The organism is Paenarthrobacter sp. 10L412, from assembly GCF_056395565.1.
Map to the genome: position 1 here is coordinate 142,449 of NZ_JBFTJT010000001.1, position 17,321 is coordinate 159,769.

Here is a 17,321-nt window from a genome sequence, read left to right on the forward strand (position 1 = left end):
ATGACATGTCACGATTGGCCGGCAAGGTCGCCGTCATCACGGGCGCGGCCAGCGGAATGGGCCTCTCCGCCCTCAAGCTCTTCGTAGCCGAGGGGGCGCGGGTAGCGGCCACCGACATCTCCGCAGAGGCACTGCGACAGGCCGTCGGGGAAGTCACCGAAAACGGAGGCGAGGCCATTGCACGCACGCACGATGTTTCCTCCGCTGAGGACTGGAAGCGTGTAGTCGAGGACGTACTCGCCGAGTGGGGCACCATCGACATCCTGATCAACAACGCCGGAATTGCCATGGCGAAGGGTGTTCTCGAAGCCGAGCTTGACGACTGGAATAAGGTGATGGCCATCAATGTCACCGGACCTTGGCTCGGAATGAAGAGCGTCATCCCCGCCATGCAGGCCGCGGGCGCCGGTTCCATCGTAAACGTGTCATCGATCGCCGGCATTGTCGGCGGCGCCTCGGATGGCGGCAGTGCAGCCTACTCCGCTTCGAAGGGGGCAGTCCGTTCCCTGACAAAACACACTGCCCAGTGGTTTGCAAAGGACAACATCCGGGTGAATTCAGTGCATCCCGGTCCGGTCGACACCGGCCTGACCCGTGGCTATGGGCTCACAAGGGAATCGCTGGCCAACCCTGAAACCGTTCCTTTGCCGCCCCACGCGGGGGAAGCATCCGACATCGCGTATGGCATGGTCTACCTCGCATCGGATGAGGCCAAGTTCATCACTGGAACGGAACTCGTCATCGACGGCGGGTTCACCTCTCACTGAAAGGATCACAATGACGCACTCCCCGGACACCGAGCCACGCGTGACTGATGACAATGGCCAGACCCCGGATGCTGATTACCGGCAAGAAAACGACTACCAGGATGACCTCACAATCTCCGGCAAGGATGCTTCTGCCTATGTCCTCGCCGATGACACCAAGCCGATCTATTCGCTGGGTCCAGATTCCGAGCGACAGCCAGGCACCCCTCAAGGCACGCTGACAAAGGGACGTCACACAGGGCGAAGCGTTTACCCTGGCGTGGAACGGAGCTACTACCTCTACGTCCCTGCTCAATACACGCCAGACAAGCCCGCCGCCCTTGCCATTTTTCAGGATGCCAATCTGTATCTGGCACCGAAGGCCAGCGCGGATATCGTCCTGGACAACCTCATCAACAAGGGCGAGATCCCGGTTACGGTGGCCATATTCATTGAAGCAGGCGAGCAAGGCCCGGGATATCCCCACTTTGGTGGAACGGACAACCGCAGCATCGAGTACGACTCCGTCAACGGCGACTATGCCAGATTCCTCACGGACGAATTCCTTCCGGATGCCATAGGGCATCTCAATGTCTCCACAGTTCCCCGGGATCGAGTGCTTGTAGGCATCAGCTCGGGCGGCAACTGCGCGTTCACCGCAGCATGGGCACGTCCTGACGTCTTCGGCAACGTCATCTCCCATTGCGGCAGCTTCATCAATATCCGGGGCGGCCACAATCACCCCTCGGCAATCCGGCAGAACCCACGAAAACCAATCCGGGTCTGGCTACAAACTGGAGCCCGGGATCTTGACGTCATTTTCGGCAGTATTCCGATCGCCAACCACGACATGTTCGCAGCCCTTGAGTATCGACGCTACGATGCCAAATTCGTGTATGGCGAGGGCGGACACTCGCTCCTGCACGGTGGCGCAGTCCTCCCGGAGACGCTGAGGTGGATTTTTCGCGATCATCCCGACACCGCGGGCGCGCAATAGCCGGAACAGGACTGTCGGCAACCCCAATCTGCGCACGGAAAGAAGAGATCATGACCAGACAAATGATTGTCGGCATGCATCTGGGCAACGGATACGGCAACCTGCCTGGGGCTTGGCGCGCCCCGGCAGTAGACCCGAGGAGCTATACGAGTTTTGACGCGAAGGTTCGCCATGCACAGGCGGCCGAGCGCGGGAAGCTCCAGTTCCTGTTCCTACCGGATGGCCCCACTCACGTCGGCGATATCGAGAACGAGCCGCCCCACTTCAATCTCGACGTCATGGTGACGTTGGCAGCTGTCGCGCGCGAAACGAGCCGGATTGGCCTCGTCGCCACCGGCTCGACGACGTTCAACGAGCCGTTCAACCTCGCCCGACAGTTCAAGGCGCTGGATGTCATGAGCCATGGGCGGACGGGTTGGAATGCCGTCACCTCGAGCGGACAAGATGTCGCGGCAAATTATGGCCAAAGAGTGCTATCAAGCCCGGAACGCTACGGGAGGGCGCATGAGACGATCCAGTTAGTACAGTCTCTTTGGGGCAGTTGGGGAAAGACAGCGTGGATGCACGATAAGGCAACGGGCCGCTTCGCGGACGCCGACCAGATCGCACCCATCAATATGGGTGGCAATTTCGTCGCCTCGCGTGGTCCGCTGTACATCCCTCCATCCGAGCAAGGGCAGCCCGTTATCTTCCACGCCGGAGGCAGTCCGAACGCCCTCGAACTCGCCGGCCGTTACGCCAACGGCGTTATCGGCGCAGCTTTCACCATCAACGATGCGCGTGCGCAGCGCGCCGCGTTTCGTGAAGCGGCCGAACGCGCCGGGCGGGATCCGGACGAGCTCAAGTTCTTTGCCGGCCTGATGACGACGATCGCCAAGGACAAGCGCGAAGGTCTTGATCGCCGAATTACGCTGAGCGGGCGAATCTTTCCTCAGCGCGCGTCCTATCTTGGACAGATGCTCGGCCTGGGCCTCGATCCGGCACAGCTCGACGAGCCACTATCGCAGGAGCAACTGTCCAAGGCGCGGCCATCAGCGGGCGACCCTCGCTCGGCTCATGCACTTAGCATCGCGAGTGAAGGCTGGACGGTCCGCGATGTGCTCGCGCACGGTGTGATCGACTACCACCCCGTCGTCGTCGGACCGGCCGCCGAAGCCGCTGGCCACATGCAGAAATGGTTCGAAGCAGAAGCTGTGGACGGCTTCTGGGTGTCGCCGGACATATACGAGGACGGGATTGACGCCTTCGTCGATGGCGTCGTGCCAATCCTCCAGGATCGCGGGCTATTCCACCGGGAATATGACGGCACAACCCTGCGCGAACATCTTGGCGTTCCGGCCCAATATGGAGTCGATCCGCGCGTCACGAACTGACGTGAATCAAACGTGACCTGGCTCGGGATAGCGGGCGACATCGGCTAATACGGCAACGCCATCGACCAATACGGCCTGTTCTGGTAGAAGGAAGACGGCGACCCGCTGGACTAGTCGGTTGCCGGTCGCATTCGTCAATTGTCCCCCTCGTCGCTGGCGGCTTCGGCGACTTTCGCGGTATCGACGAACTGCTCGAAGCGGACGATGAGACCCCCGCGGACAATGAAGTGATGGGCTACCCGGACATCGAGCTTCCGCCCAGTTTTACGGTGCGTTGCTGTGTATCGTGCGAGGACGACGACATTCTCACCATCGACGACGTAGCTGTCATCGTGAGCGGTCCAACCGTCCCAGTCGCGCCCGAGTACTTCCATGACGTTGGAGGTGACGCCCTCCGGTGTGCGATAGGTTCCCGCAAGGGGAAACCCCGCCATTTCAGTCCATTCGACGTCGGGCGCCATCGTGGCACGAAGCGCCTCGAGGTCACCGGCAGCTGAGGCAATGTACTGCCGGCGGACAACATCACGCGAGGCTGCGGACGTCCCAGGGTCCACCGTCTCGTTCAGACCCATGTCATCTCACCTTTGGCCACCTTGGGTCCAATTTGTGCCGCGATCAGCATTCCCGATTCCGGATAGCTTTCAACGAGCGCCGCTGTTGCCGCAGCAGCATCGGGGGAACGGTCGAGAATGCGCTCGAAGTCCTGCAGATACTTGCGGGTGTAATCAATGCCGCTCGCATCGTTTGCGGTCCCGGGGAGCCGGTGTCCGGCGACGACCAACTGAGGCTCTTGCGATTGCATCTCATCGAGCATGTCGATCCAGGCAGCCCGCTGTTCCGGAGTCGCGGTATCGGCGGTCCAGACATGTTCTTGCTGGAACACCAGAACCCCACCAACGACGGCCTGATAATCGGCGTTCCACAGATAATGCCGGTCCGGCAGCAGTGCCGAACCTCCCTTGACGTCGAATCTGTAACCATCCAGCTCAAGGAAATCACCTTCGAGCGCGGTGATCGGGACCAGCCGCGTTGGCAGATTCGCTCCCAGCGTGGCCCACGCCTTGAGCTTCCCCTCGAAGGAGTCGCGGATGTGCTCGATCACGATCGGAGTGGCCACGATAGCCGCAGCGGGAAACGCCTCAGCGATAGCTTCCAGGCCGAAATAGAAATCCGGGTCGGCGTGGCTTACGAAGACCGTGGCCAGATCCTTCCCGGAGTCGAGGATGGCGGCCACCAACCGATGCCCGTCTGCCCGGGTGAAACCGGCATCAACAAGCAGCGCTCCTGTAGGACCCGTCACCAGCGTGGCTGACTTATTGGGTGAACCGGCGGGAAAGTCCAGATCGAAGACTTCGAAGCTAAGCGACATGGGTGGTGCTCCTTCTCGTGTACAGCACGGAACGTCCGAACAGGCGGTTTCTTCATCGCCTGCAACCATCAACAAAGCTGACTAGTCAGCTATTCCCGTCCCGTGCGCGGACCCGGTGATCACGGCATGGTTGGCAGTTCTTTCGCGGCGTTCTTGCTCAATGTCCGGATAGCTGTCGCAAAGACCTCTGCTTGATCAACAGGCAGCGGATCGATGACATATCGTTCCACGTTTCGGGCATGCATGGCAGCGGCCCCAAGGACGACTTGCTCTCCATGCGGCGTGAGGTGGATCAGCTGGACGCGACGATCATCCGTGGAACCTCTGCGCTCGATCAAACCCTGCGCCGATGCCCGCTGAACCAACCGGGTAGCACCACCGGAGGTCAGCACCCTGGCCTGGGCAATGTCACGCACAGGCATTCCGGCGTCACCAGCACGGCCCACTAAGAGAAGGAGCTCGAAAAGTGAGTGACTGAGCCCCGCCTCCTGCTCCAAAGAGCGGCCAAGCAAATACTCCAGCCGGTACGCAGCACCAAGCAAACGCCCGAAAACCAGGATACGAGGATCATTGGCCGCCTCTTGGGCAGTAGTAGGTTCTCTCTGTACTTCCACCCTCCAACCCTAAACCTGGGTTACATGTCCAAGTGGCCTAGAAACTCCCCGGTGTAAGGGCATAGGTAGGCGACGGTGTCTTTCACGCGCACCGTGAAGTCGGTACCGCCCGGGACCTCGAACCGTTCTCCTTCGCCGTAGGTCGTCCACTCCCCTTGGCCTGCGGGTTGCTGCACGTCCCACGTTCCGCGGACGAGGTGCATCCATTCCTTGACGGGGGCTTCGAACTTCCACTCACCAGGTTCCATCACGCCAACGGTGAAGTTGCCCTGCTCATTCTTGAACTCAAGGCTGCGCACTTGTCCTTCAAAATACTCATTCTGGCCAATCATTGGATACTCCATTGGTAGTTGCGATCTTCGGCTCGCTGGTTTGCGGCCTGCTGGGAATCACACTAATGAACCTTCTATGGCCGGACCATCGCCGGGAAGTACCTATCGCTGGGTAAATAATGTCCACGGCGTACAGAATGTCGGCCCGATCCTTGTTAATATGAGGCCATGGCGGTACATGGAGAGGCGTTAACAGTCGCAAAGCTGTCAACGACCAAAGGGCTCGGGCTGACCATGGTGCATGGAGGCAGCGGAGCTGAAAGAGCAGCCGGTTTCCCCCTGACGGTCGAGCGGAAGGGCCCGATTCCGGCGCTGCACGATGGGGAGCTGGTGCTCACCACCGGACTGCTCGCCGGGGAGGATTGGATCGCTTGGAAAGCCCTCATTTCGGAAGCCAGGTACGCCGGCGCCTCGGGGCTCGTCATCGGCCTCGGCAATGGAGCAGCATTCGCGACGCTCCCGCCACAGGTGCTTCGTCTGGCGATCGAACATGACCTGCCGCTGCTGACTGCAGATTCTGCCGACTTAGGACGCATCGCACACTCCATCACAGTCACGCACTCGGAGGCCCAACGGGAAGCGTTCAGGCGGCCACTTGATCTGCAGATGGAGATCACCGCGATCGTGACACGCGGCGGCTCCTTCGGTGACCTGCTATCCGGGTGGCAGCAACGAACCGAGGAGCCGGTAGCTGTATTCGACCGACTCGGGCGGGCCATGGCCCGAAGCTCCGCCTTCCCCTCCAGCCTTCTCGGACCGCTGGGCGAACGCCTGGCTGGCCACAAAGCGCCCCGCCTCGGAGAGCAACTCCACCTAGCCGAGACCGAGTTGAAGGGCGATCCCGAGGGAAATACCGCGGGCGCCGAGCAAACGGTGGAGATCTCCCCGTTCGCCGGCAACGACACCGTCCGCGGGTACTGCGTCCGTATCCCCACCGGCCAGGAGACGGCCGAACTCGCCGCACCGGCGTTGCGTTCGCTCCTGGCCCTCGAATTTGAGCGACTTTGGTTCCTCGACGAGACAGCACGTCGGAAACGCGCCGAGCGTTTTACCCGCCTTCTGACGCTCACGGAGCCTGGAGGCGCGCGGACTTTCCTCCGAAGCATCGGTATCGAGTCAGGCCCACTGCGTGGGGTGAGCATCGAAGCGCGAAACGAGACGCACGCCGAAGTGCTCATCGACGACCTCGCCGTGGTCCTCGCCACCCCCTTCATCCGGCACCGCCACCGCATTGTCGACTGTCTGGCAACGGTGGAACCACGCCAAGCTCTGGCGGACTACGGGCTCGACGTCCCAACAGGAATCGGCACACGTGGCGCTCCGGAGCACTCCGCTCGAACCATCAGGCAGGCAACCCTTGCCCTGGAGACGAGCCGTCGCGCCGGCACACCCATCGAGTACGTCGACGGTGCCTCGCACGAATTCCTCATCAACGCCGCCCCGTCCGACTACCTGGAATCATTCTCCGCCGCTGTCCTTGCCCCCATCGAGAACTCGCGGGGAGGAGAAGCCCTCCTGCGCACCCTGCACACCTGGCTCCTCGAACGACGATCCATCGAGGCCACGGCCGAACGCATGGGAGTCCACCGGCATACAGTGCGGAACCGGATGCAGCGGATCGTACAGATCACCGGGCACGATTTGGACGGCGTCGATGCACAGACCGAGCTCTGGCTTGCCTTCAAGGCACGCGGGTTCCGTGATAGCTCAGATAATTCACCCCCAGGTCCATAACAAACAGCTTGGGTTCGCCGCCCCGGCCATATTCCGGTCCGGGGTTAGCTGCCATGATGGTCGTCACATCCTGCGGACCCCACCGCAAAGATCCGGTACTCAAACGAGGAACGCCATCATGCCCACAACCGTTGCAACCACCGATTCCGTCCCACGGTCCGTACTCCGCCGAGTTGTCATTGCCAGCGGGCTCGGCACCTTGCTGGAGTACTTCGACTACGCCAGCTACAGCTACCTTGCAACCACAATTGCCATGGTCTTCTTTCCTCCGGAGGATCGCGCTGTTGCCCTGATGAGCACCTTCGCGGTGTTCGCGCTCTCCTTCCTCGTACGCCCACTCGGCGCCTTCGTCTGGGGCAGCCTGGGCGACAAAATCGGCCGTAAGAGCATCCTCGCCACCACCATCATCCTCATGTCCGGCGCGACCTTCCTCATCGGATTCATTCCTAATTACGCCACCATCGGAGTCGCCGCACCCATACTGCTCCTCCTGCTGCGCATGACGCAGAGCTTCTCCGCCTCCGGCGAGTACGCCGGCGCGGGCACCTTCGTGGCCGAGTACGCCCCCGCAGCCAAGCGCGGCCTACTCACCAGTGTCGTGCCCATCGCGGCGGCCGCCGGGTTCCTGGCAGCCTCAATCATGGCAACCGTCCTCTACGCAGGCGCCTCTCCGGACTTCATGCAGCAGTGGGGGTGGAGGATTCCGTTCCTCATCGCAGGCCCACTGGGCATCGTTGGACTCTGGCTCCGGTTGCGCTTGGAAGACACCCCACAGTTCCGACGGGTGCTGGAACTCGAAAAGAAGCAGCGCCAGACAGTGGCTGATCAGCAACCTGGCTCAAAACGTTGGTCCGAGACACGCAAGAGCCTCCCGTCGATGTTCAAGGCCCTGCTCGTCATGTCACTCAATGCCGGCGCCTACTACCTCCTGCTCAGCTACACGCCGTCGTTCCTCATCGAGGAAGCGGGGATGAGTGAGTCAACGGCCACGCTGGTCGTCACAATCGGCCTCATCGCGCACATCATCTTCATCCCACTTGCCGCCAGACTGTCCGACCGCATCGGACGCAAACGGACGTTGATGATCTCGAGCATCGCCTTCATCGTCTTGAGCTACCCGATCATGACACTGCTCTCCTTCGGCGGCGTGGTCCTCGCTTGCGTTGTCCTCATCGTGTCGCTGATGTTCTTCGCCATGAACGATGCGGTCTTCCCCTCGTTCTTCACCGAACTCTTCGGCACCCGCTCGCGTTACCTCGGATTCGCACTGCCCTTCAATGTCGGCGCCATGCTCTTCGGAGGCGTCGCGCCACTCATCGGCACCTGGCTGATCGCCATGACCGGCAACCCCAGCTCACCAGCATTCTTCCTGATGGGGATAGGCGTGCTCTCCCTCGTCGGCCTCCTGATGAGTGCCGAGACCGCACACAGCCCCCTCCCCGATGAGCAAGTCGAAGTGCGGAAGCAATCGGTGCCCTCGATATAGCGCCGGACACCGCAGGACCGGGCCGTTTAGCATCAAGCACGGGGTCGGACAGCATTTTGGGTAATGCTGTCCGCCCGCGTGCAACGATTTCGAGATGTGTTCGCCAGTGGTGTCATAGACGAAGATTGCTGCCCGGTTGCGAAAGCCGACGTATAGATTACCAGCCGCATCTACTGCCAAGGAGTAGATTTGGCCGGCGCCAGCGATGACGTGAATTGCGGGGTGTGCAGTCTTCACCTCACGCCCGTTCTCGCTTACCGGATGTAGTCGATCCGGTTCGCTGTGTTCTGACTGACCCACAGCCCATCGAAGCCAGGCGTAAAGGCGAGCTCATTGGGGGCAGGCGACCCGTGGGCCAAGACCGTTGCCTCCGCTGTTCGATCATCGATTTGAACCAGTCGTACTTGTGGCTTCCAGTACGGCTCCTCACTCAGCGGCAATTGAATCCGCGGCATCTGTCAAGAGCAGTAAGCGCCTTAGCCTTGGCATCGTGTGGCCCGGCCGAGGAGCAATGACCAGGCAGGCCTCTGACCTGCCGTTGGTGTTGAACTGAATCTCGCTGGCACCGTCCGGCCCTTGCCTGACTGTTACTGCTGTCCCGTTGTCTGCCCCGGAGAGGAGGAACGACTCCCGGTCCTCTCCCGGCACGGCTTCAATGCGTAGGCTCGTGCCGATCATCGTCCAGTCGCGCAGCACGAGTGTGAGCGGCTCTTTGGGGCGCAGCCAGTGTGCCCCGTCGGGTGTCATTCCACGCTCGGCATGCTGGGCGTTAACCTCATGATCGAGTTCAGGCTGCTGCTCCCCGAAGGTGATGCCGTCCACTACCCGTGCTTCCAGGGCGGTCGATGCCCTGTCCTGCTCCGCCAACTTCCCCTGGACTTCGCTGACCTGCATTTCGTCCTGAGCTATGGGCCAAGAGAGCCTGTACCGGGCATCGTGGATCCTGTGCAGGGGCTTTAGCCTCAGCCTCTGCCCATCCGAGGCGAGAACCGAGAGCTCTTCGCCCCCTTCGTAATGGGTTTGCAGCTCGCTGGCAAGGAGAACAGGCGTCTCCGCCAACGGCCTGAGCGGCCCTGAAGCGATGTGGGCCGCCCTGGCCCCTGTTGCCCGGTAATGCAGTCCATCGTCGGGGATCTCTTCGGCAAGGACCGTGGGTCCGTATCTGATCCAGGCCCATGCGGAATCATCCGCGGCCCGGACCACCTGCAGATCACGCTCCAGACGCAGCAGGATCTCCTCCGTCCCGTCCCACACGCGGCGCAGTCGCCACCAACCCGCGTCCTGGTCGATCCTGCCGCCGTCGCCCAGTGCGGCCGTGGCACCTCGCGCCCATTGCGGTAGGCGGATGGCGAGGGTGAATTCCCGCGGTTCCTCCACTCTCACACGGACAGAGGCAGTGTTCCCTGAGGGTAAGGCGGAGTCAATGGTGACCTGGACACCCTGCTCCGTCCAGTTGAGTTCCGTGGCCAAGAGCCAGATAACACGGAGTTCGTCGCCATCGGCGACGAACACATGCGATCCATGTTTTGCATGAGCCTCGTATCCGGAGCCCATGCAGCACCAAAAGCCGTCCTGTTCCGGCGAGTACATCCGGTAGTGGCCGGGACGGTGGGATGTGAAGTAGACCAGGCCACCGTGCCCAGGGTGCTGCGTGGATAGCACATGGCTGCATTGCGTGACCTCGATGTAGTCCAGGTACCGATCCTCCCCATCCAGAAGATAGAGCTCGGCTGCCAGCTTGACCATGTTGTAGCTGTTGCAGCTCTCGGGGCCCTCCCGGCCGAGGAACATTGGGGAGAAGTCGTCCCTACGGTGGAAGTGCTCCCGAACACTGTTGCCCCCGATCGCGCTGCTGCGCCAGCCAACGACGTCGTCGAAAAAGTTTCGGGCGGCCTGCCCGATGCGCGCGGTCGCTGCATCGTTTAACCCCAGTTCGCGGGCAGCCCTGGCAATTGCGGCGTAGCCAACCACGACCGGAATCTGGGTGTTGGCGTGAAGACCCGCAAGTGAGTCCTGCGTTGTTTCACCCGGCAGAGCCAGCACCCGGGTTATCAGCTCTTCCCGAATGAACCTCATGGACAGCTGAAGGTAGCGCCCATCCTGCCGGAGAAGTGCCAGGCGGGCGAACGCTTCGGTAAGTCCGCCGAACTCGGTCTGCATTATGAGCTCGAGCGCACCTTGGTCCAGTCGGTCCGTGGTCTCCAGCCACCAACTCGCCAGGTCATCCAGGATCTGGTCCGCCTCCGCGGAGGGAACATGCGACGCGACATCCACCAAGCCCGCCAGCGTCTTGTGCAGGTTATACAGGGGAACCCAGCGCCCATTGAGCTCAAAGGGGGAGGCTCTAATGTCTCCTCGAACGAGCTCGTCCCAGAGCTGCCGCCCTTGAGGTACGCCGCCCAAGTATCCTGTCCCGGAGACCTGCTGCACTTCCCGGAGTCCGGACAGCAAGCTTTCAAGCATGTTCCCCAGGCGTGGGTCACCGTCCCCGGCTACAGCGTGGGCAAGCGCTGACAGGACGTGCCCTGCCGTGTGGCCGTTGAGTCCCGTCGATTCCCAGCCGCCATAGAGCTCAGCCGTAGCGGGAAAGCCCGCTTCTTGCCGGAAGGGCGCCAGAAGACGATCAGGATCCAGACGCAGCAGTGCTTCCCGGTTCACAGTCTGGGCTTCAGCGAAGCGGCCCTCGCGGAGCCGAATCTGGCTGAGAGGCCGGTAGTCAAAAGTCATGGTGATCTCAGCAGTTCAAGCAGGGCTTGCTGCCCGTGGCGGGGCTGGAGGTCACCGCCGCTGCAACAGGCCTTACAGAGCCCTGACCAGACAGTGTTCCCCGAACGGTAGCGAAAGAGTGGGCTGGAAGACGGAGTACCAGCTGGCCCTCGCGTTCTTCAACCTCGAGGGGACGCGGCGTGACGGCGTCGGGGTGTGCGGGCGCGTTGAACGCTGAAACTTTGTCGCCGGAAAGGACCAGTGCTTCCACCTGCTCCAGGGACCCGCCGCGCAGGTCCAGCACCACCTCGCTCTCGTCCTCCAGTTCCAGGTTGGCCATGGAGATGAGCACTTGGCCATCCTTGGTGCTGGCGGAGGCCGTGAACGTGGGAACCTGCTCCCCCTCCAGCTTGTGCGAGCCGTCGGAGTCGAGATGCGTGTGCAGCACGGTGGCGTCCTGATGCCCTGCGTTCATGGCGAAGACGTGGAACGTGGGCGTCTTTACGAGCGCTCCGCTCTCTGGATCCGTGAGCAGCATGGCTTGCAGGACGTTGACCGTTTGGGCGATGTTCGCCATGACCAAGCGGTCTGCATGCTGGTGAAAGGAGTCAAAGTGGATTGCTGCCACAAGGGCGTCGCGAATGGTGTTCTGCTGATAGAGGAAGCCGGGGTTGGTGCCGGGCTCTACGTCCCACCAGGTGCCCCACTCGTCCAGGACCAAGCCCACCGCCTTGTGCGGATCGTAGACATCCATCATGGTGGAGTGCGCCGTCAGCAGGGTCTCAATGTGATGGGCGGCCTTGACCGTCCTCCAGTACTCTTCCTCACTGAATTCCGTGGCGGAGCCTTTGCTGTCCCAGTGGCCGGACATCGTGTAGTAGTGGAGCGAGATACCTTGATATGGGGAGCTCTTGCGGCCTGGTCCGCCCTTATCATGAAGCGCTTCCATCAGGGCTTTGGTCCATGCCACGTCATCGTCGTTGGCGCCGGCTGCTATCCGATACACATCGTTGCCGTTGTGGGAGCGGACATAGGTGCTGTACTGCCGGGCCAAGTCTGCGTAGGCCTCAGCCCGGAAGTTGCCACCGCAGCCCCAAGGTTCGTTGCCGATACCGAAGAACGGGACTTTCCAGGGCTGGTCCCGTCCGTTCTGCCGCCTCAGTGCGGCCATAGGTGAATCGTCGGCGCGGGTGAGGTATTCGATCCATTCACTCATTTCCTGGACCGTGCCGGAACCCACGTTGCCGTTGACGTAGGCGTCCGCGTCGAGCATCTCGCAGAGGTCCATGAACTCGTGGGTGCCGAATGAATTGTCTTCTACGACATCGCCCCAATGGGAATTGACCATCACGGGGCGCTGTTCACGAGGGCCGACGCCGTGACGCCAGTGGTATTCATCGGCGAAGCAACCGCCGGGCCAGCGAAGATTGGGGATGCGCAACTCGCGCAGGGCTTCCACCACGTCATTCCGGATGCCACGGGTGTTGGGTATTTCGCTGTCCTCCCCCACCCAGAAACCACCGTAGATGCAACGGCCCAAATGTTCAGCGAAATGGCCGTAGAGGTGACGGCTGATGGTGGGACCCGCGATGTCCAGATTGACGACGAGCCGGGGCGAAGATGCCATGGTCAAGATTCTCCAAAGTCTATGTGTAATTCAGCTGGTTGATTCCCGGACGATGAGCCGGAAAGGGGCCACGAGTTCGCGCCCGGGGCGGGGGGAACGGTCTTTGATCCGTTCGGTGAGTAGGGAGAGCGAGGACCGGACCATCCAGTCGTGGTCCGGTGCGATGGTCGAAAGGGATGGAACGGAAAATGCCGCCTGCTGGACGTCGTCGAAACCGATGACCTTCACGTCCTCCGGAACGCGCAAGCCGGCGTCCTTAAGACCTCGGATGACCCCGAAGGCGACCGCATCGGTAACGGCCACCACGCCGTCGAATTCAATACCGTCTTGGACCAGCTTCTTGATGCCGTCAGCGGCATGCTCCATGCTGGGTTGATCCATGGGCACGTGCAGGGAGGGGTCGTCGCTGAGTCCTGCATCCGCCAAGCCCTGGCGGTAGCCCTTTAGACGATCCAGTACAACATTGTGGAGCTCGGTTTCGGGTGAGTAGTTACTCGCCCAGGCGATGCGTCGGCACCCCTGCCCCACCAGATGTGCGGTGGCCGTCTTGGCTCCTTCTGCATTTGGCATCACCACGTGATCAACGGCCTCGCCGTATATCTTTTCGCCGAGGAGGACCAGGGGGATGGACTGGTTCAGAAGGCTGGCTTCCTCCGGCCCCAGTACCAGTGCAGAGAGAATAAGGCCGTCGTATTCCAGATTGCGCGACATTGCGACGGCGTCGAGTTCGTCCTCGATGTGCAGACCGGTCTGCTCAACAGCCACGCGGTATCCGAGCTCGGCGGCCTGGGCAACAACCCTGCCACTGAGCTCACCGAAATAGGCGTGGCTGAGGGCAGGAACCGCCAGCCCGATCACCCCGGTGGTCCCAGTGCGCAACGTCCTTGCAGAACGGTTCATGACGTAACCGCTCTCCTCCACTGCCTCCAGGACACGCTTGCGGATATCCAGATTCACCGAGCGCCGGCCGTTCACGACGTTGGATACCGTCATGGTTGACACTCCTGCCAGCCGCGCTACGTCAGACATCGTGACCATTGCAGACCCCATTTCCACAAACCTATTTGATGCCGGCAGAACTAAAACTTTGCGTGTAGCGCTGCTGGACGAAGAAGAAGACCAGAACTACAGGTATCACGTAAAGGATGGATCCTGCGGCTATGAGGTTGTTTAGTGGGAAACCCCTTTCATTGACGTACCCGGATGACAACGCAACGGCCAAGGTGGTGTTGCTCTGATCCAAGAGAAGGTTGGGGGCTATGAAATCGCCCCAGACCGCCAGGAATGACATGACAAAGGCGGTGACGACGATCGGTTTGGAGATAGGGAGAAAGATCCTGGTGAATATTCTGAATTGTCCGCACCCGTCCAGGATGGCCGCCTCCTCCAATTCCTTGGGAAGGCCCGCAAAGAACTGACGGTAGAGGAAGATCAGATAGGGAGATCCCACCAGCCCCCAAATCACCCACGGCCAGTAATTCCCCACAAGTCCCACCTGCGAAAACAACAGATAAGTGGGGATGAGTGTCACGATGCCCGGCATCATCATCATGGCGATGAGTACTCCGAAAAGAATTCCCTTTCCCGGGCCGCGGAGCCTGGCAAAACCGTAACCGACCAGTGCCGAAGACAGCGTCGTAAGGACTCCGTTGACCGTGGCCAGGAACAGCGAGTTCAGCATGTACGGCAGGAACGGGATCCTTGTTACCGCCTCTACGAAATTCTCGATGTGCGATGGGAGTGGCCAGAGAACGGCGATCCCTGAGTACAACTGCTCGGGCGATTTGAACGCCGTAGCCAGCACCCAGTACATGGGAAAGGCAACGAGTGCCGTGATGAACACGAGAACGGCCGTGACCAGGATGGTCGAGCGTCGTCGTATGCCCGATCGGCTTCTTGTGCCCCTCTCATGACCAGGTGACTGTACCGGGTGGGGATGCGCCCGTTTGGACGACTGCAGTTCCTTGAGAGTCATCTACTTCCCTCCATCGCTGGAAGGATCCACGGAATAGAACACAGTCTTTCGGCTCGCACGGAAGAACAAGACCGTTACCACCAGGATGGCCAGGAAGAACAGCCACAACATCGCTGAGGCATAACCGTAGCGGGAGTAGGCAAAGTACTGTGCATAGACGTCGATCATGAAAATCCTGTTGGCTTCGGGAACCGCCGTCACGGCAGCTGCGCCAGTGGTCGGGGAGAGCAAAAGGGCGGGAACGAAAGTTTGCAGAACCCCGATGGTCGAAGTCACGGTCTGGAAGAGGAGCACTGGAGAGATGGTGGGAAGGGTCACCGCCGTGAACCGGCGCCAAGGTCCGGCTCCATCCAACGTTGCCGCCTCCAGGAGCTCCGGGGAAACATCCTGCAGCGCGGCGAGGTTAATGATCATGCCGGCACCAATACCCCAAAGCATCACGGCGAGCAGGACCACGAACACTTGCTGCCCTGTCATCCAGTTCACGGCGTCCTGCCCGAACCAGGCACGGACGGCGTTGATAGCGCCGGAATCCCGGTCAAACACCAGTTTCCAACTCAGTGCCGAGGCCACTGGGGGGAAGACGGCGGGGAGGTAGATCATGGTCCGCCAGAATGACCTCAGGCGCACCTTCTGGTTCAGCAGAATGGCAAGACCGAGGCTGCCCGCCACCGTCAGAGGCACTACAACAACGGCCAGGACTGCGGACCGCGACATGCTCGCCCACGTTTCAGGGTCGCCCAGGACATCGAGATAGTTCTGCGCACCCACCCAGCGAAACCCCGGGCTCACGCCGTCCCAGTCAGTCAAGCTGACACCCAGGGCATAGGCGAGCGGAAAGATCGTCAGCAGGACTGTGCCGATGAGCCAGGGCGAGATGAAGAGGTAGAAAGCCCGGCTACGCCGCTTGGTCAACGGGCTGCCCCGCCGCACGGGAGGGGCAACGCTCAACGTCGAAGCCATGTCAACCGCCGATACGCGAAACACCCTCGGCGAGGAGCGCGTTGCATTTGGTATTGACCTGATCGGCGAACTGCCCGGCCGTCAGGGATCCCTGGACCAACTTGGGAAACTGCTCCGAAACTGCAGCCGTCAGGGCCGTGACCGTGGCGTACGGGGAAAAACTCAACACCTTGGCGTATTTGTCCTCCGCCGTCTGGGTTTCAAGTGCTGACTTCTGGTACGCCTCCTTGGCAGGAAGGCTGGAACGGAGGTTCTTCATGACGGGGAGGCCACCACCGGTTGCCGCGCGGTCCTTTGCGGGCTGTCCGGCAGTGAACCATTCGAGAAAAGCGAAGCCTCCGTCCGGATTTTTGGCCTTGGCGGGGATCCAGTGGCCCGTGGCACTGGTGGTGGGACTTACCCGTTCCTTGCCCAACAAAGGAGCAGGTGCCATACGGGCAAAGTCGGGGGCCTTCTTGTCGCCGGCCACGACGCCGGTCAGCCAGTATCCGGCACTCTGCATGGCCTGTCGGCCTGAACTGAACGGGGGCCAGTCCCAGCCGTCCGGGTTGGGATCCAGGAGTGTGTAGCCAGCCTTGGCTTTTGCGACATCTGCCAGCCAGCCGACGGCCTTCTGAGCCTCGGGTGAACTGAAGTCCACCTTCTTCAAATCTTCACTGAACAGCGAGACGCCGGTTGTGGCGAGCATGCCCTGAAGGAACGCGACATCAGGAGTGGTGGCGAACAAGCCATAGCGGGAAGACTTGCCCCCGGAGGTTGCCGTCATGCTTTTGGCAACATCCAGCAATTCGTCGTACGTCAGCGGATTGGCGCTATCAGGAACCCTGGCACCCACTTCCTCGAAAACGGACTGGTTGTACCAGAACATCATGTCCAGGCTCCAGTCCTTGGTCAGCCCGTACGTGCTGCCGCTGCCCTGCCGGGTGCCATCCCACTTCCACACATCGTTGATCGCTTCGAGATCGTCCGCGTGGATGAGGGAGCTGCCGGAAAGGTAGTCATCCAGCGGTTTCGCAATCTTTCGGGAAGCCAGATAGGGAGTCACCTGGGCGCCGGCGCCGCGGACCAGGTCCGGGGGTGTGCCGGCAGCGAGCATGGCGTTGAGGCGTGTCTCGTCGTACTTGATAAAGGTGATGGGAGCATCGGCGTTGAGCTGCTGCCAGGCGGAGATCACGTCCTTGGTGATCTCACCATCGTTGCCCATGATGGTCAGGGCACCTTTGCCGGAAGAGCTGCCACCTGCCGAGCTCGAGGTGTTCACCTTGCACCCACCAAGAGCTGCGGCTGCCACACCAGCGGCGGTGAGACCGAGGAATCCCCTGCGATTAAAGGGTTGGATTTTCATAAACTGCGCACCTTCCTTGCTACGCGTACATGCCAAGGAAAGGCCTAGGCATGT

At 61.1% G+C, this 17,321-nt stretch carries 15 protein-coding genes; 5 read left to right on the forward strand and 10 right to left on the reverse strand.

What is annotated here, in order from left to right:
- Positions 1–5: 5 nt before the first annotated feature.
- The 3 genes from AC1DD7_RS00650 to AC1DD7_RS00660 are packed head-to-tail and all read left to right on the forward strand — an operon-like array spanning position 6 to position 3,116.
- Entirely contained in the window at positions 6–767 is a 762-nt protein-coding gene (locus AC1DD7_RS00650) for an SDR family NAD(P)-dependent oxidoreductase (RefSeq protein ID WP_477513353.1), read from the forward strand.
- 10 nt (positions 768–777) lie between these two features.
- Positions 778–1,743, forward strand: coding sequence for an alpha/beta hydrolase (locus tag AC1DD7_RS00655; protein ID WP_477513354.1), 966 nt, complete (start codon positions 778–780; stop codon positions 1,741–1,743).
- 50 nt (positions 1,744–1,793) lie between these two features.
- A complete protein-coding gene (locus AC1DD7_RS00660; protein WP_477513355.1) occupies positions 1,794–3,116 on the forward strand; it encodes an NtaA/DmoA family FMN-dependent monooxygenase in 1,323 nt (440 codons plus the stop codon).
- A gap of 134 nt (positions 3,117–3,250) precedes the next feature.
- On the opposite strand, the gene AC1DD7_RS00665 is transcribed toward AC1DD7_RS00660, so the two are convergent.
- The 4 genes from AC1DD7_RS00665 to ppnP form a co-directional block, all read right to left on the reverse strand.
- Positions 3,251–3,688 (reverse strand): nuclear transport factor 2 family protein, encoded by a 438-nt coding sequence (locus tag AC1DD7_RS00665; protein ID WP_477513356.1) that lies wholly within the window; start codon positions 3,686–3,688, stop codon positions 3,251–3,253.
- Complete coding sequence (locus AC1DD7_RS00670; protein WP_477513357.1) at positions 3,679–4,485, reverse strand: MBL fold metallo-hydrolase; 807 nt, start codon at positions 4,483–4,485, stop codon at positions 3,679–3,681. The genes AC1DD7_RS00665 and AC1DD7_RS00670 overlap by 10 nt, the downstream gene beginning before the upstream one ends.
- 119 nt (positions 4,486–4,604) lie before the next feature.
- Entirely contained in the window at positions 4,605–5,099 is a 495-nt protein-coding gene (locus tag AC1DD7_RS00675) for a MarR family winged helix-turn-helix transcriptional regulator (RefSeq protein ID WP_477513358.1), read from the reverse strand.
- A 20-nt stretch (positions 5,100–5,119) separates the two neighbouring features.
- Positions 5,120–5,431, reverse strand: a complete 312-nt coding sequence (gene ppnP, locus AC1DD7_RS00680; protein WP_477513359.1) for a pyrimidine/purine nucleoside phosphorylase — start codon at positions 5,429–5,431, stop codon at positions 5,120–5,122.
- Positions 5,432–5,599: 168 nt separating this feature from the next.
- Here ppnP and AC1DD7_RS00685 point away from each other — a divergent pair, with 168 nt between their 5' ends.
- Together AC1DD7_RS00685 and AC1DD7_RS00690 are read left to right on the forward strand one after the other, a co-directional pair.
- Positions 5,600–7,165 carry a helix-turn-helix domain-containing protein gene (locus tag AC1DD7_RS00685; RefSeq protein ID WP_477513360.1) on the forward strand — a complete coding sequence of 522 codons (1,566 nt, stop codon included), beginning with the start codon at positions 5,600–5,602 and terminating at the stop codon, positions 7,163–7,165.
- A 118-nt stretch (positions 7,166–7,283) separates the two neighbouring features.
- Positions 7,284–8,651 (forward strand): MFS transporter, encoded by a 1,368-nt coding sequence (locus tag AC1DD7_RS00690; protein WP_477513361.1) that lies wholly within the window; start codon positions 7,284–7,286, stop codon positions 8,649–8,651.
- A 426-nt stretch (positions 8,652–9,077) separates the two neighbouring features.
- On the opposite strand, the gene AC1DD7_RS00695 is transcribed toward AC1DD7_RS00690, so the two are convergent.
- The 6 genes from AC1DD7_RS00695 to AC1DD7_RS00720 are packed head-to-tail and all read right to left on the reverse strand — an operon-like array spanning position 9,078 to position 17,267.
- Positions 9,078–11,378 (reverse strand): beta-L-arabinofuranosidase domain-containing protein, encoded by a 2,301-nt coding sequence (locus AC1DD7_RS00695; protein WP_477513362.1) that lies wholly within the window; start codon positions 11,376–11,378, stop codon positions 9,078–9,080.
- A 7-nt stretch (positions 11,379–11,385) separates the two neighbouring features.
- Positions 11,386–12,984, reverse strand: a complete 1,599-nt coding sequence (locus AC1DD7_RS00700; RefSeq protein WP_477513363.1) for an alpha-N-arabinofuranosidase — start codon at positions 12,982–12,984, stop codon at positions 11,386–11,388.
- 30 nt (positions 12,985–13,014) lie between these two features.
- Entirely contained in the window at positions 13,015–14,034 is a 1,020-nt protein-coding gene (locus AC1DD7_RS00705) for a LacI family DNA-binding transcriptional regulator (protein WP_477513364.1), read from the reverse strand.
- 10 nt (positions 14,035–14,044) lie between these two features.
- Complete coding sequence (locus AC1DD7_RS00710; protein WP_477513365.1) at positions 14,045–14,959, reverse strand: carbohydrate ABC transporter permease; 915 nt, start codon at positions 14,957–14,959, stop codon at positions 14,045–14,047.
- Positions 14,960–15,922, reverse strand: a complete 963-nt coding sequence (locus AC1DD7_RS00715; RefSeq protein WP_431114998.1) for a carbohydrate ABC transporter permease — start codon at positions 15,920–15,922, stop codon at positions 14,960–14,962.
- A 1-nt stretch (position 15,923) separates the two neighbouring features.
- Positions 15,924–17,267 carry an extracellular solute-binding protein gene (locus AC1DD7_RS00720; protein WP_477513366.1) on the reverse strand — a complete coding sequence of 448 codons (1,344 nt, stop codon included), beginning with the start codon at positions 17,265–17,267 and terminating at the stop codon, positions 15,924–15,926.
- Between the last annotated feature and the right edge of the window lie 54 nt (positions 17,268–17,321).

Coding starts and splice junctions, on each gene's coding strand:
- AC1DD7_RS00650 (WP_477513353.1), top strand. CDS start 6: ATGTCACGATTGGCCGGCAAGGTCGCCGTCATCACGGGCGCGGCCAGC.
- AC1DD7_RS00655 (WP_477513354.1), top strand. CDS start 778: ATGACGCACTCCCCGGACACCGAGCCACGCGTGACTGATGACAATGGC.
- AC1DD7_RS00660 (WP_477513355.1), top strand. CDS start 1,794: ATGACCAGACAAATGATTGTCGGCATGCATCTGGGCAACGGATACGGC.
- AC1DD7_RS00665 (WP_477513356.1), bottom strand. CDS start 3,688: ATGGGTCTGAACGAGACGGTGGACCCTGGGACGTCCGCAGCCTCGCGT.
- AC1DD7_RS00670 (WP_477513357.1), bottom strand. CDS start 4,485: ATGTCGCTTAGCTTCGAAGTCTTCGATCTGGACTTTCCCGCCGGTTCA.
- ppnP (WP_477513359.1), bottom strand. CDS start 5,431: ATGATTGGCCAGAATGAGTATTTTGAAGGACAAGTGCGCAGCCTTGAG.
- AC1DD7_RS00685 (WP_477513360.1), top strand. CDS start 5,600: ATGGCGGTACATGGAGAGGCGTTAACAGTCGCAAAGCTGTCAACGACC.
- AC1DD7_RS00690 (WP_477513361.1), top strand. CDS start 7,284: ATGCCCACAACCGTTGCAACCACCGATTCCGTCCCACGGTCCGTACTC.
- AC1DD7_RS00695 (WP_477513362.1), bottom strand. CDS start 11,378: ATGACTTTTGACTACCGGCCTCTCAGCCAGATTCGGCTCCGCGAGGGC.
- AC1DD7_RS00700 (WP_477513363.1), bottom strand. CDS start 12,984: ATGGCATCTTCGCCCCGGCTCGTCGTCAATCTGGACATCGCGGGTCCC.
- AC1DD7_RS00705 (WP_477513364.1), bottom strand. CDS start 14,034: ATGGGGTCTGCAATGGTCACGATGTCTGACGTAGCGCGGCTGGCAGGA.
- AC1DD7_RS00710 (WP_477513365.1), bottom strand. CDS start 14,959: ATGACTCTCAAGGAACTGCAGTCGTCCAAACGGGCGCATCCCCACCCG.
- AC1DD7_RS00715 (WP_431114998.1), bottom strand. CDS start 15,922: ATGGCTTCGACGTTGAGCGTTGCCCCTCCCGTGCGGCGGGGCAGCCCG.
- AC1DD7_RS00720 (WP_477513366.1), bottom strand. CDS start 17,267: ATGAAAATCCAACCCTTTAATCGCAGGGGATTCCTCGGTCTCACCGCC.